This is a genomic window from Mesorhizobium sp. M1406 (genome assembly GCF_040317555.1).
GTDB lineage: Bacteria > Pseudomonadota > Alphaproteobacteria > Rhizobiales > Rhizobiaceae > Mesorhizobium.
The window spans coordinates 268,491-282,319 of record NZ_JAMYKW010000002.1; the positions used below are offsets into that span (position 1 = coordinate 268,491).

The 13,829-nt window shown below is 63.1% G+C and carries 13 protein-coding genes and 1 riboswitch; of the genes, 3 read left to right on the forward strand and 10 right to left on the reverse strand.

The window, feature by feature from the left end:
* Positions 1 to 83 precede the first annotated feature (83 nt).
* Positions 84 to 1,259, forward strand: coding sequence for a GGDEF domain-containing protein (locus tag NKH03_RS03855; RefSeq protein WP_352967186.1), 1,176 nt, complete (start codon positions 84 to 86; stop codon positions 1,257 to 1,259).
* An 8-nt stretch (positions 1,260 to 1,267) separates the two neighbouring features.
* Here the strand turns inward: NKH03_RS03855 and gcvP are convergent, their stop codons facing one another.
* Genes gcvP through gcvT form a run of 3 tightly spaced genes read right to left on the reverse strand, consistent with a single transcriptional unit; the run spans position 1,268 to position 5,570 of the window.
* Positions 1,268 to 4,078: an aminomethyl-transferring glycine dehydrogenase gene (gcvP, locus tag NKH03_RS03860; RefSeq protein WP_352967188.1), complete on the reverse strand. Its 2,811-nt coding sequence runs from the start codon at positions 4,076 to 4,078 to the stop codon at positions 1,268 to 1,270.
* A gap of 17 nt (positions 4,079 to 4,095) precedes the next feature.
* Entirely contained in the window at positions 4,096 to 4,464 is a 369-nt protein-coding gene (gene gcvH / locus NKH03_RS03865) for a glycine cleavage system protein GcvH (protein ID WP_352872186.1), read from the reverse strand.
* 5 nt (positions 4,465 to 4,469) lie between these two features.
* On the reverse strand, positions 4,470 to 5,570 hold the full coding sequence (gene gcvT / locus NKH03_RS03870; RefSeq protein ID WP_352967189.1) for a glycine cleavage system aminomethyltransferase GcvT: 1,101 nt from the start codon (positions 5,568 to 5,570) through the stop codon (positions 4,470 to 4,472).
* A gap of 149 nt (positions 5,571 to 5,719) precedes the next feature.
* A riboswitch (glycine riboswitch) is annotated at positions 5,720 to 5,806 on the reverse strand.
* A gap of 281 nt (positions 5,807 to 6,087) precedes the next feature.
* Between gcvT and NKH03_RS03875 the strand changes: the two genes are divergently transcribed.
* Positions 6,088 to 7,089, forward strand: coding sequence for a hypothetical protein (locus tag NKH03_RS03875; RefSeq protein ID WP_352967190.1), 1,002 nt, complete (start codon positions 6,088 to 6,090; stop codon positions 7,087 to 7,089).
* A gap of 38 nt (positions 7,090 to 7,127) precedes the next feature.
* Here NKH03_RS03875 and NKH03_RS03880 read toward each other — a convergent pair whose 3' ends face one another.
* Together NKH03_RS03880 and NKH03_RS03885 are read right to left on the reverse strand one after the other, a co-directional pair.
* Positions 7,128 to 7,856, reverse strand: a complete 729-nt coding sequence (locus NKH03_RS03880; RefSeq protein WP_352967192.1) for a GntR family transcriptional regulator — start codon at positions 7,854 to 7,856, stop codon at positions 7,128 to 7,130.
* An 8-nt stretch (positions 7,857 to 7,864) separates the two neighbouring features.
* A complete protein-coding gene (locus NKH03_RS03885) occupies positions 7,865 to 9,145 on the reverse strand; it encodes a D-amino acid dehydrogenase (RefSeq protein ID WP_352967193.1) in 1,281 nt (426 codons plus the stop codon).
* A gap of 210 nt (positions 9,146 to 9,355) precedes the next feature.
* On the opposite strand from NKH03_RS03885, the gene NKH03_RS03890 reads away from it, so the two are divergent.
* A complete protein-coding gene (locus tag NKH03_RS03890) occupies positions 9,356 to 10,150 on the forward strand; it encodes a maleate cis-trans isomerase family protein (protein WP_352967194.1) in 795 nt (264 codons plus the stop codon).
* 39 nt (positions 10,151 to 10,189) lie between these two features.
* On the opposite strand, the gene NKH03_RS03895 is transcribed toward NKH03_RS03890, so the two are convergent.
* The 5 genes from NKH03_RS03895 to gfa all read right to left on the reverse strand — a co-directional run bounded on the left by NKH03_RS03895 (position 10,190) and on the right by gfa (position 13,776).
* Complete coding sequence (locus NKH03_RS03895; protein WP_352967195.1) at positions 10,190 to 10,981, reverse strand: molybdopterin-binding protein; 792 nt, start codon at positions 10,979 to 10,981, stop codon at positions 10,190 to 10,192.
* 1 nt (position 10,982) lies between these two features.
* Positions 10,983 to 11,864 carry a cytochrome b/b6 domain-containing protein gene (locus tag NKH03_RS03900; RefSeq protein WP_352967197.1) on the reverse strand — a complete coding sequence of 294 codons (882 nt, stop codon included), beginning with the start codon at positions 11,862 to 11,864 and terminating at the stop codon, positions 10,983 to 10,985.
* A 103-nt stretch (positions 11,865 to 11,967) separates the two neighbouring features.
* On the reverse strand, positions 11,968 to 12,639 hold the full coding sequence (locus tag NKH03_RS03905; RefSeq protein ID WP_352872197.1) for a DUF1345 domain-containing protein: 672 nt from the start codon (positions 12,637 to 12,639) through the stop codon (positions 11,968 to 11,970).
* Between the two features lie 32 nt (positions 12,640 to 12,671).
* A complete protein-coding gene (locus tag NKH03_RS03910) occupies positions 12,672 to 13,139 on the reverse strand; it encodes a YaiI/YqxD family protein (RefSeq protein WP_352872198.1) in 468 nt (155 codons plus the stop codon).
* A 67-nt stretch (positions 13,140 to 13,206) separates the two neighbouring features.
* Positions 13,207 to 13,776: an S-(hydroxymethyl)glutathione synthase gene (gene gfa, locus NKH03_RS03915; RefSeq protein WP_352967209.1), complete on the reverse strand. Its 570-nt coding sequence runs from the start codon at positions 13,774 to 13,776 to the stop codon at positions 13,207 to 13,209.
* Positions 13,777 to 13,829: the final 53 nt, after the last annotated feature.

The window sequence follows — 13,829 nt, forward strand, 5'->3', positions numbered from 1 at the left end:
TCGGCTGAAAACTCGTATCTGACGGCTGCCGCTGACCTAGAATGCAGCGCAACCCGCCTACGCTGGAGAGGCCTTCGCCCGATATGCTGGACTTCAGTTCGCTCCTGCTCGCAGCCGCGCTGTCGGGCATCTGCCTTAGCGTCACCATGTTCGCGATCTGGTTCACCGCGCCCAAGGCGGGCTTCGTCCTGACGGCGGCATGCGGCATTCTGATGCTCGTCGCGCATGTGATCCTGTTCTGGCGATGCACCAAGGATCCCGATCCGCTGCTTTGCCAGATCGTGCTTGCGCTGCTCACTCTGGGGTTCCTGATCCTCTGTGTGTCAGCCATGCAATATCTGGGCGTGCCCGGCTACAGACGTGCCGTTGCACCGTCGCTTGCCGCCATGGCTGTCTGTGCCGTGGTGACGTTCCTGGGCCTTGACGGCGTCGGCTTCATCGTCACCTACATCACGGTGACGGCGCTGCTGTCGGCGATCGGCGCCATGTTCTGGATCAACGGCAGTCACGATCGCCGCATCCTGCTTGTGGTTTCGTTTCTGAGCGGCACCTGCGCGGTGTCGTTCGCGCTTTGTGGCGCGGTTCTGCTGACCAAGGGGCAATGGACGCTGGCGGTCGCGCCAGACAATTGGGCAGAACGATTGAATTCCGTCGTGGCGGTGGCCTGCATGACCGGACTCGGCGCCTTGACGCTCTCCCTCCACCATCTGCAGGCACAGATCGAGCTGAAGGCCGAGACCATGACCGACCCGCTAACGGGTTTGTTGAACCGCCGGGCGTTGACGTCGCTCTACGGCGAGCGGAGTTTCGGTCCGTTCATGTCCGTCGTCATGTTCGACCTCGATCATTTCAAGCGGACGAACGATGTCTATGGTCACCCGGTCGGGGACCAGGTTTTGTGCCGCTTCGCCGCGGTGATCAAGAAATATGCCAGGACGGGTGTCGACGCCTTTCGCCTGGGCGGCGAGGAATTCGCCGTCGTCATGTCGCGAATGACGGAAGAGAAGGCCCATGATCTCGCCAGCAAGATCTGTGTGGCCTTCGGCACCGAGATCGTCGCCACCCAACTCGGCAAGTTGCGCAGCACGGTCAGCGGCGGCCTCGGCTTTGGCGAGGCCGACGGCAGCAGCCTCGATAAGGTGCTGACCGAGGCCGATACGGCGCTCTACGCCGCCAAGCACGCCGGTCGAAATTGCGTCGTCAGCCGCAACCGGATGGGCGAGGCCGATCCGATCAAGCCGGCCTTGCGCTCAGCGTAGTCTGAGGGCTATTCCGCCGCGCCCAGATAGTCCGACAGGGGCGGGCACGAGCAGACCAGGTTGCGGTCGCCGGCGACATTGTCGATGCGTGAGACAGGTGGCCAGTACTTGGCTGCCGTGTCGGCGTCGCCGGCGGGATAGGCCGCCTCCAGGCGCGAGTAGGGATGGGTCCACTGGCCGGCCAGCACCTCGGCGGCGGTGTGCGGCGCGTTGACCAGCGGATTGTCGGCCAAAGGCCATTCGCCCCTGGCGACTTTCGCTGCCTCGCCTGATATGGCGATCATAGCCTCGCAGAAGCGGTCGAGTTCCCGCTTGGGCTCGGACTCGGTCGGTTCGACCATCAGCGTGCCGGCGACCGGGAACGACATTGTCGGCGCGTGGAAGCCGTAGTCGATCAGGCGCTTGGCGACGTCGTCGACGCTGATGCCGGCGCTGTCCTTGAGCACGCGGGTGTCGAGGATGCATTCATGCGCGATGCGATCGTGCCTACCCTTGTAGAGAAGTGGGAAGTGCGGCGCGAGGCGTGTCGCCACGTAATTGGCCGAGATGATGGCGGTCTCGGTCGCCTGCTTCAGGCCGGAGGCGCCCATCATGCGAATGTACATCCAGGTGATCGGCAGGATCGAGGCGCTGCCGAACGGCGCGGCCGACACGGCGTGCGCGGAACCCTCGGTGACATGTCCCGGCAGATAGGGCTCCAGATGCGCCTTGACGCCGATCGGGCCGATGCCCGGGCCACCGCCGCCATGAGGGATGCAGAAAGTCTTGTGCAGGTTCATATGACAGACGTCGGCGCCGATATCGGCGGGCCGCGCCAAGGCGACCAGGGCGTTGAGGTTGGCACCATCGAAATAGACCTGGCCGCCATGCTCGTGGATAAGGGCGCAGAGGTGGCGTGCACCTTCCTCGTAGACGCCATGCGTCGAGGGGTAGGTGAACATCAGCGCCGCGAGATTCTTGGAATGCTCGTTGGCCTTGGCCCTCATATCGTCCATGTCGATATTGCCGTCCTCCAGGCAGCGCACGACGACAACGCTCATGCCGGCCATCGCCGCGCTCGCCGGATTGGTGCCATGCGCGGAGGAAGGAATCAGGCAGACGGTGCGATGGCCTTCGCCGCGCGAGCGATGATAGGCGCGGATTGCGAGCAGGCCGGCATACTCGCCCTGGCTGCCGGCATTGGGCTGCAGGCTAACGGCGTCGAAGCCGGTGATCTCCGACAGCCATCCTTCCAGTTCGTCGATCATGGCGCGATAGCCGGCCGAATGGCTTGCCGGCGCGAAGGGATGCAAATTGGCGATTTCAGGCCAGCTTACCGGCATCATTTCCGCCGCCGCGTTGAGCTTCATGGTGCAGGATCCGAGCGGGATCATGGCGCGGTCCAGCGCCAGGTCCTTGTCGGCCAGCCGGCGCAGGAAGCGCATCATCTCGGTTTCCGACTTGTTTTCGTGGAAAACAGGCTGGGTCAGAAACTCCTTGCCGCGCGGCTTGCCGGGCACCGTGCTGCCCGCTGAGGAACCCGCCTTGGCGCCGAACAGGGCCGCGATCGCCTCGAGATCGACATCGGTCGAGGTTTCGTCGAAGCTGATGCCGACATGGTCGGCATCGATGACGCGCAGCAGCCGGCCGGTCTTTTCAGCCGCGGTGGCGATCTGCGCCGCCTTGCCCTTGGTCTCCACCGTCACCGTGTCGAAACGGCTGGCGCCGATCACCGACACGCCTGCCGCTTCGAGGCCGCTTGCCAGACGATTGGCCAGCGCGTGGATACGCCCGGCAATCCCCTGCAGCCCGGCGGGGCCGTGCCAGATGACATAGGCGGTCGCCATGTTGGCAAGCAGCGCCTGCGCGGTGCAGATGTTGGATGTCGCCTTGTCGCGGCGGATATGCTGCTCGCGTGTCTGCAAGGCAAGCCGGTAGCCGGGCCGGCCTTTGCTATCGGTGGATTGGCCGACCAGGCGGCCGGGCATCAGCCGCGTCAGTCTGTCGGAGACGGCGCAATAGGCGGCGTGCGGCCCGCCAAAGCCCATCGGCACGCCAAAACGCTGCATCGGGCCGACGGCAATGTCGGCGCCGAGCTTGGCCGGCGCGTCGGTCAGCGTCAGGCCGAGCGGGTCGGCGATGAAGACGACGATGGCACCGGTCACCCGGGCCTTTTCGATGGCTGCCTTGTGATCGCCATAGACGCCAAACGTATCCGGCCAGGAGACGAGCAGGGCGGCGGTGTTGTCGTCGATCGTGTCGCCATTGATCTCAATGCCGAGCGGCTCGGCGCGGGTGCGCACCACGTCCAGCGTCTGCGGATGCGGCGTGCCGGCAAATGCGATCTTGGTGCGCTTGTCGCGGTGGTGGCGCAAGGCGATGCCGACGGCTTCGGCGACCGCGGTCGCTTCATCGAGCAAGGAGGCCGATGCCACCGGCAGGCCGGTCAGTTCAGTGACCAGCGTCTGGAAGTTGAACAGCATCTCGAGCCTGCCCTGGCTGATCTCGGCCTGATAGGGCGTGTAGGCCGTATACCAGGCCGGATTCTCGAACAGGTTGCGCTGGATCACCGGCGGCACATGGACGCCGTGATAGCCGGCGCCGATGAAGCTCTTCAGCACCGTATTCTTGGCCATGGTCGCCGACAATTCGGCCAGCGCCTCCGCTTCGCTGGCCGGCGCGGGCAGGGTCAGCGGCGAGTCAAGGCGGATCGACTGCGGCACTGCCTGACTGATCAGCGTCTCGACGGACGGAACGCCGATCACGGCAAGCATGGCTCTGACATCGTTGACATCAGGACCGATATGGCGGGCCGAGAAGGGAGTGAGTGCTGCGGTCATGTCAATACGTCCTGATATCAGCCGATACGAGCTTTGTAGGCGGCCTCATCCATGAGGCTGGCGAGCTGGCTTTCGTCGGCAAGCTTCATCTTCCAAAGCCAGCCGGCCCCGGTTGCTGCCGAATTGACCAGTGATGGATCCGACGACAGCGTGCCGTTGGCTTCGGTGATCTCGCCATCGACCGGCGCATAGACATCGGATGCCGCCTTGACGGATTCGACGACGACGGCGGTATCGCCCTTGCTCAGCTTCTTTCCGATCTCCGGCAGTTCGACGAAGACGAGATCGCCGAGTTGCTCCTGCGCGTAGTCGGTGATGCCGACAGTGGCGATGCCGCCCTCGACGCGGAGCCATTCGTGATCTGATGTGAAATAGGTCGTTGCCATTGAAATCATCCTTTGCGGTAGCGATGCGGTCTGAAGGGCAGGGAGCTGATATCGACGGGGATCTTCGTGCCGCGAACATCGGCGAAAACCCGTGTTCCGGGCTTGGCCAGTGATGCCGTGACATAGCCCATGGCGACCGGATGGCCGGCTGACGGGCCGAAGCCGCCTGACGTGACATGGCCGGCGGGCTTGCCGTCGGCGTCAAAGAGCGCGGCACCGGCGCGCACCGGCTGGCGGCCTTCCGGCTTCAGCCCGACCCGCTTCTGCGCGGGTCCCCGTTCCACGGCGGCGCGCAGCGCATCGGCGCCGATGAAAGCGCCGGTGGCCCGGATCTCCTTCGGGATCGCCCACATCAGTGCGGCGCTGGCCGGGTCGGTCTCCGGCGTGATGTCCTGGCCGTGCAGGCAGAGCCCTGCTTCCAGCCGCAGGCTGTCGCGGGCGGCCAGCCCGATCCACAGCACGCGTTCATCGCCGAGCAGCTTCGCAACGAGATCGCGCGCATCGGCCTCCGGCAGGCCGATTTCAAAACCGTCCTCGCCGGTATAACCGGAGCGGCTCATGAACCAGTTCTTCCTCGGTTCGACCCCATGCATGAACAGCAGCGAGCCGGTCTCGATGCCGGCGCGGGAAAGGGCCGCCCACGCTTCAGGACCCTGGATGGCAAGGAAGACGCGGTCGAGCGGCTCGACCCTGACGTCGAAATCCGCGGCAAGCGCACGCAAATGCTTTTCGTCGGCGACGGCGTTGCCGGCGTTGGCGACCACCATGAACCTGATATCGCCCAGCCTGGTGACGATCAGATCGTCCAGGATGCCGCCGGCTTCGTTGAGGAAGAAAGACAGTTTGGATTGCGAGATTTCGAGCGCGCCGGCGTCCAGCGGGCAGGCGCGGTTGAGCAACGCAACCGCTTCCGGCCCGCTGACCTCGAACAGTTTCATATGCGAGATGTCGAACAGGCCGGCCTGTTCGCGGGTGTGAAGGTGTTCCTTCATGACGCCGGCCGGATAGGTCAGCGGCATCGACCAACCGGCAAAGGCGCCAAAGCGCGCACCTGCGGCCACATGGATATCTTCGAGGGGAAGGTGTTTTGTGTCGTCGCCCGTCATGTCATCTCCAGAGTCGCACGCAATCGGTCGCGAATGGCGACCAGTCCGTGCCCCTCTGTCTGAAGCCTGAGAGACTTGCGCAGCCGGAACTCTGTCAGCGGCGCTTACACCTTCGGCGCGGGGGCAAGCCCCGACTTTCCAGAGTGTCTTTCCCGTCTACGGTTCTTTTGCCTGAGAGATTTCGGGCGATTTCCCCTTCGGCGTCAGCTTTCGCTGCTCTCTCCCGCAAACAGGTAGGACTCAGACCCTGAGTCCTCGACGCGCCATCCATAGCTTGTGCGCGACTGCTTGTCACCTGTCAGCGACATCTAAAGCGCGTCGCGCTGGCGATGCGCTTTAGATCCTTGTTTTGATGCCTGTCGTTCGCCCAAAACCGCGGCACACTTTTGGGCGACATGCATTGGCCGACAAGCCTTCGCTAACCACGCCGTTTGCCGGTTTTTCAAGACACTGCTGATATGTTGGCGGCCATGACGCTTTGGGGCCGGCATTGGACGGCGGCGGACGGGGACGACAAATGGGCGAATTGATCATGAGTGCGCCGGTGGCCGGGCTGACCTCGAAAAGCCGCATCGCCGCGGAGGACGTGGCGATGTTGCGCCATGAGGTGTTCGGCGACGGTGTGGTGACGCGCGGCGAGGCCGAGGCACTGTTCGCGCTCGATGCCACGCCGAAGGACAAATGCCCGGAATGGCCGCTTTTCTTCATCGAGGCGGTCACCGACTACATCGTCCACCAGGAAAAGCCGTCGGGCTATATCTCGCAGGACAATGCCGACTGGCTGATCCGCACGATCTCGCGCGACGGGATGGTCGACAGCCGGACCGAACTCGAATTGCTGGTGCACGTGCTGGAAGCGGCGAGATCGTCACCGGGCCAGCTTTGCGTCTATGCGCTGCAACAGGTCGCCCACGCGGTCATCGACGGCAAGGGGCCGCTGATGCTCGGCGGCGCACTGGTTCCCGGGCTGATCGCCAAGGCGGAGGTCGAGTTGCTGCGCCGTATCCTCCACGCCCACGGTGGCGACGGCAACATTGCCATCACGCGCGCCGAGGCAGAGGTGCTGTTCAAGATCAACGAGCGGACCGCCCAAGCCAGCAACGATCCGTCCTGGAACGAGCTGTTCGTCAAGGCGATCGCCAATTTCGTCATGTGTTCCGCCGGTTATGAAGCGCCGACGCGCGATGTGGCACTACGCCGTGATGCCTTCCTCGAACACGCCGATCCGGAAATCGGCGGCTTCTTCAGCCGGATGGTCTCCGGCGGCCTTGCCGGCATCATGGAGGCCTATCGGTCCCCTGATGACATCGAAGCGGAGTGGGAAGCCAAGAACAGGGCGGCCGAGGCCCTGGCGCGCCGCGCCGAGACGATCGATGCCGGCGAAGCCGGCTGGCTGGTCGAGCATATCGGCGTGGACCGGCCTCTGTACGAGAATGAACGCGCGCTGCTGACGCTGATCAAGCACGCCTCGCCGGAAATCCATCCGGTGCTGAGGCCGCTGCTCGACAAGGTTGCCTGACCGGTCAAGGGTCGCATGATCAGATCTGGGTTGCCTGATCAGATCTGGTCGGCGTCGATGTATATCCGGGCGAGGCCTTCCCTCACGGTCGACATGGCATCGGCGACACTGATGGCGATGTGGTCATGCATCAGCCTGGCGGCCCTGTCGGCATCGCGGGTCACCATGGCTCGGGCGATCTCGCTGTGTTCGGTGTAGGTCGTCGACAGTCGCCGGTGCTTCTCCACTTCGATCTTGCGAACGAAATGGATGCGCGTGTTGATGCCTTCGAGCATGCGCGCCAGTTCGGGATTGCCCGACAGCCTGGCGATGCGGATGTGAAATTCCTCGTCCCTGGCGGTCAGTTCGGCGCTGGAAAATGAGTCGGCGCGCGCCATGGTGAGCGCCCACCAGTCGACGAGCGCGGCGAGTTCCTCATTGGTTGCGCGCTCAATCGCCAGCCTGACGGAGCGCTCCTCGAGCACGGCCCGCACGTCGGAAAGATTGACGATCTCGTCGACATCGAAGCCGCGGCAAAAGAAGCCGCGATTGGTCTGGAAGGTGATGAGTTCCTCCGTGACCAGCCGCTGGAGGGCCTCCCGGATCGGGCTGCGGCTGACATTCAGCTTCGCGGCAAGCGCCACTTCGTTGATGCGTTCGTTCGGCTTGAAGCGATAGTCCATCGCCATGCGACGGATCTCTTCATAGACACGCGGGCCGGTCTTGATCGGCTTCGGTGCCAACGCCGCGCTGTTGTCCTGGTTGGTTTGCCTGGTGGATCGGAGCATGATGTCCGTCAAGCCTTTGCGGCACTCGGTTCGCTGAACCGGGCCTGTGTGGGAAGGATACCATCGAGGGCGATCGGCGCGGCCCGGCCGGCGATCAGGTCGGCGACGATGCGGGCCGAGCCATGCGCCATGGTCCAGCCGATGTGGCCGTGGCCGGTGTTCAGCCAGAGGTTTTTGATGTTGCGCAGGCCAAGGACCGGCAGGTTGTCGGGCGTCATCGGTCTCAGGCAGGCCCGCATTTCGGCGCGGTCATAGGCGATGCCGCGCGGGAACAGGTCCTGCGTCACGCGCTTCATGAAGGCGAAATCCGAGGGTTTGTGGCTGCGATCATAGCCCGCGAACTCCGCGGTGGCGGTGACGCGGATGCGATCGCCCATCGGCGTGATGGCAACGAGATTGTGCTCGTCGATAACGGGAAGTTTTGGAGCCAGGGCCGGGTCGACGATTGGAATGGTCAGCGAATATCCCTTGACCGGATAGATCGGCAGACCAAGGCCGATCTTGCGGGCGAGGATCGGGCTCTCCGCGCCCAAACACAGAACGTAGGCGTCGGCCAGAAACTCTCGCTTGTCGGTGACGATCCGGGCAATCGCGTCGTTTCTGCGTTCGATCCCGACGATCCTGGTGCCGGTCAGGATCTTGCCGCCCCTCGTTTCGACGATGGCCGCCAGCGCGCGCGTGAACTTGGCGGCATCGCCGGTTTCGTCGGTCGGACACAATATGCCGCCGGCAATGCTGCCGCGCGACGAAGCCAGCGCCGGCTCGCGGTGAACGATTTCCCGCGCGTCGACAATGCGGATCTCCTGGCCGTCGGCTTCCAGCAGTCGCATGTTGGCGACGCCCTTGTCGAGCGCCTGACGGCTGCGGTGGAAGTAAAGAATGCCGGCCGACGTCCTGTCGTATCGGATCGCCTCCTCCCTGACGACCGCCTGCAGGACCGATTGGGAATGGACCGCAAGCCGATGTTTGAGGAGGGTGTTGCGGCGCGCCCTGGCGGCCGTGCATTGCATGAGGAAGCGCAGCGACCAGCTGTAGAGATGCGGGTCGGCGGAGAGTTTGAAACGAAGCGCCTGGTCTTTCAGGAAAAGCGACTTCAGCAGGGTTTTGGGGGCGGACGGCGATGACCAGACGAAGGAGTGGCCGGGCGCGATCATGCCGGCATTTGCCCAGCTTGCGCCCTCGGCCACCCGCGGTGCCTGCTCGATAACGGTGACGGCGTGGCCGTCCTTTTGCAACTGATAGGCCGTGGTGATCCCGACCACGCCCCCGCCCAAGATCAATACGCGCATTGCCGTCCCGAATGGCTGTCGTTCTATTGTCGACAATTCAATAGGAAGACGCCGGTCCTTGTCAACGGCGCATGGACAAGCGGTCCACTCAAACGCATAATGCAAGCATTTCCTGGTGCCAAATCTGCGCGGAGCCCTTGACACCTCTGGCATTGTTGCCGTTTCTATTGTCGACAATTCTGATTGGGATCAGGAAAGGGGGACTGTACCATGGACGCCCCGGGTACCCGCGCCGACAACGCGCTTGTCCTCGACAAGGAACACATTCCCTTCAAGACCGACGACGGTATCGGCACCCGCGCCAATCTCGGCCTGCTCGTGCTGCGGACCGACCAGACCATCGAGGATGAATTCCGCTACGCGCTGCCCGCGAACGACATCGCGCTGTACGAGGCTCGTCTTTACAGCGATGTCGAGATCACGCCGGAAAACCTGATGAAGATGTCGGCCGTCATCCCCGCAACGGTCGGCCTGTTGCCCGACGTCAAGTTCGATGTGATCGGCTTTGCCTGCACGTCGGGAGCGCTTGTCATTGGTGAAGACAAGGTTGCCGCGCGCGTTCACGAGGTGCTGCCGGGCGTGCAAGTGACCAACCCGGTGACGGCGGCGCGGGCCGCGCTGAAGGCCCTGGGCGTCTCGCGGATCGCGCTGCTCACCCCTTACCTCGCGAAAATCAATCACTCGCTACGGGCATCGCTGATGGCGCGGGGGAGGGATATTCCGGTCATGGGCTCCTTCAACGAAGCGGACGACAATGTCGTTGCGCGCATCACGCCGGCATCGGTCAAGCAGGCCATTTTGGAGATCGGCGCGTCGAGCGACTGCGAGGCCGTGTTCGTTTCCTGCACCAGCATGCGCGTTGCCCGGGTCATCGAGGAGGTCGAGAAGGAGCTGAAGAAACCGGTCACATCGAGCAATCATGCACTTGCCTGGCATATGCTGCGACTTGGCGGCATTAGCGAGCAGATTGCCGGAAAAGGCGAGCTGTTTCGCCGCTCGCTGTAAGCGCGGTCATTTCAAGCCGAGGCGCTTGCGGTGTGCGGTTCATATCCCGCCGTACCAGTCGTAGCCATTGTCTTCCCAATAGCCGCCCCTGCCGCCGCCGATAGTGGCGAAGCCGTCGACCAGCTCGATCTTATAGAGATATTTCGGCATCTTATAGCCGAGCTGGCGTTCCACACGAACGCGCAGCGGCGCGCCGTTCTCGACCGGCAGCGGCTTGCCGTTCACGCCATAAGCGAGGATCGTCTGCGGGTGATGGGCATCGATCAGGTCGATGCTGCCGTAATATTTGATGTCTCCGGAGAGGCCGCGGTCGATCGTGTCGAGGCAATGGAACATGACGTAGCGTGCCTGCGGCTTGACCATCGCCTGGTCCAGCACCAGTGACAGCGGCGTGCCGGTCCATTTGGCGATGCAGCTCCAGCCTTCGACACAGTCATGGCGCGTGATCTGGGTGCGGCTCGGCATGTTCATCAATTGCTCACGGCTGAGCGACAGCGGCTTTTCGACCAGGCCTGAAACTTCCAGCCGCCAGTCGGCGAAGTTGTTGGCGAGCAGGCCTTTGTAGACATCATCATCGGGAGCGGTGACACCGTTCGGCCGCTGCGGCTGGCGGATGTCGGCTTCGGTGAATTCCGGCGCCAGGGCGTCATGTCCGGCAAGCAGGCGCTGTGCCCGGTATGTCAGGTCATTGGCGTTTTCGAGAAAACCGCGCAAGCCGCTGCCAACGCTCAACTGGCTGTCGAAGGCATCGCAGCCCGACAGCATGATACCGGAGGCGCCGAGACTGGCACCCGTCAGGAATTTGCGGCGACTGATCTCAAACTTCGCCATGTCACGCACTCCTCTCGGTTGTCTTGTCGTCCTGTGCGGATGGATCGGTGCGGTACCAGCCGGTGATGATCGAACGCAGTTCGTTTATCGGGCCGGCGGCGAGGATCATCAGGATATGAACGACGAAGAAGGCGACCAGCAGCACCATGACGGTGAAATGGATGGTGCGTGCCGTCTGCCGGCCACCGAGCAGATCGTTGAGATACGGCAGCACTGAATTCATGCTTGGTGACATCGCCAGGCCGGTGATGATCATAAGCGGCAACAGCACGAACAGCACGCCGCCATAGGCCATCTTCTGCAGCGTGTTGTATTCCCGCGTATGATGGAATTTGAGTTTCGCGTGGTCGACGATGTCCCGCGGCAGGCGCTTGAGATCATCGAGGCGTGGCGTGAGATCGCGGCGCAGATGGCCGTTCACAGTGCTGGCGACCAGCCAGACGATCAAGGTCGTAGTCAGTATCCAGGCAAAGAAGAAGTGGATGACGCGGGCGGTGCCGAGGTCATAATGGGACGGTATGGTCGCCCAGGCTGGAAAGGCGCGGGATGTCTCCTGGCCCGCCGGCCCCGACCAGCCGAGTACGCCTGTGGTGTCGAAGCGTTTGCCGAAGATCTCGGTGTAGCCACGCGGTCCGGCGTCGGTGTTTTCGGCACCGATGGCGAAGATCGTATTGTTGTAGCCGAAGCCTGACTCCTTGCCGATATAGAGCTGCGGGCGGGCATTGAAGATCTGCAGGCCGGACAGCAGCATGAAGAACAGCGAGATGGCCCAGAGCCAATGCGTCAGCCGCGTCCAGCGCGACTGCCGGTAGATCAGCGGTTTTTCGTTCGACGCCGAAGCACCGGGATCGGCGGCGGATTGGCTTCTGGCAACGGATTCCATCTTGTCTCGTCTCCGGGCCTCACGGCGTGGCCTGCGCGTTCATTGTCCTCCTGATACGTCGCGATCCAAACCAATGTTTCATCCGATCACGGATTTATTACGACTAGCGTAGATTGATGGCGAGATTGACGGCGGCGGCGACGATGACTGTATTGAAGAAGAACGAAAGGATCGAATGGATAAGCACGACACGTCGCATATGCGTGGTCGTGATGTTGGTGTCGGCGGTTTGTGCCGTCATGCCGATAACCGTCGAGAAGTAGAGGAAATCCCAGCCTTCCGGCCGTTTGTCGCCCGGAAACAGCAGTCCGCCTACGGGGATATTCTTCTTGGTCTCGGCGTCGACCGCATCGCCGTCCATCCAGTAGACATGGGCATAGTGGAGCGCCGCCATGGCATGGATGGTGAACCAGCCGAGCGGGATTGAGAGCAGCGCGAAGATGAGTTCGATGGGATGGGCGCTGCCTTTCTGATTGATCAGTTGGAACAGCGAGAAGGTGGCAACGCCGACGACGACAAGCGTCACGGCGAAGATGACCAGCACCGGCTGGTCGGTGGCGCGCGCATTCTTGCTCAGATATCTGCCGGTGAATTTTGGCATATGGGCAACGACAAGACTGACGTAGGCGGCAAAGAATGCGTTGGCGCCGATCGAATAGGCGAGCGAAGCATGAAGCAGCAACGCCACGGCAAGCGCCACGACGCCGAAGCAGGCCGACACCGCGAACAGCATGTGGCGCTGCAAGGGAGACTTCGTCGGGGTTTCGGCAGCCATGGCGGTTCCAACCTTGGAATGGCGCTCGGTTTCTATTGCGGTGTGACGGATTTAAGCGCCCGCCGCAAGATGCGGTCGAGTTCGCCGAGAAAGCGCGAACGGTCCTGTGGGGCGAAGCTGGCGTTGTAGCCCTTGCTCTCGCCGGTCTCTCGCAGGTGCTGTTTGAGGTCGCGCATCGCCACCGCCATGCCGATCGTTTCCGGCGTGAAGGGACGTCCGGTCGGCCCGAGCACATGCGCGCCGAGCGCCACCGCGCGGGCGGCCAGCGGAATGTCCGCGGTGATCACGATGTCGTTGGTCCGCGCATTGTCGACGATCCAGTCGTCGGCGGCATCGGCGCCCTTGGACACAACGACGTTGCGGATCATCGAGTCGCGGGAAGGGCGCAAGCCCCCATTGGAGACGTAGGTGACGACAACGCCATGGCGCTCGGCGACCTTTTCGACCTCGGCCTTGACCGGGCAGGCGTCGGCATCGACGTAGATGGCAGGTATGGGCATCGCTGGTTCCAATGAGCATGGGGCCAGACGATTTCGTCCGGCCCCATGGATACAATCCGATCGGTTGCTAAGCCGGCAAGGCGCCGGACTTCTTCGCCGTCCAGGTGGCGATATAATCCATCAAGCCGGGGTTGAGGCAGTCATAGGGTTCGAGACCGATCTGCTTCAGTTGCGTGCGGATGCCGTCCATGCGGCTCGGGTCGACACCGGACTCGATGATCGACGAGACGAAGGCGGTGAAGCTAGGCGGCGACCAGCCGTCCTCCTCGAAGCGCTCGGGATGGATGAAGGACAGGCCCTTGAACGCGTGGTCGCGCTCGACCGGTCCGTGCAGGTGAACACCGCAGCCGGTGCAGGCATGGCGCTGAATCAGCGCGCTCGGATCGACCACCTTCAGCTTGTCGCCGTTTTCGGTCACGGTCACGTCGCTCGTACCGGCAACCGCCACGACCGAGAACAGGGCGCCTTCCGGCTTCCAGCATTTGGTGCAGCCGCAGGCGTGATTGTGGGCGATCTGGCCCTTGACCCGAACCTTCACCGGATTGCTGGTGCAGGCACAGACCAGCGTGCCGCCGGCAAAGCTCGCGCTTTCCCTGGGCAAGCCATTGTCGATTTTCGGATGCAGTTTCTCCGCCATGTTTTTCTCCTCCCAGTTGTGAACCACAGAGGTCGCAGGCCGGTTGGTCGGCG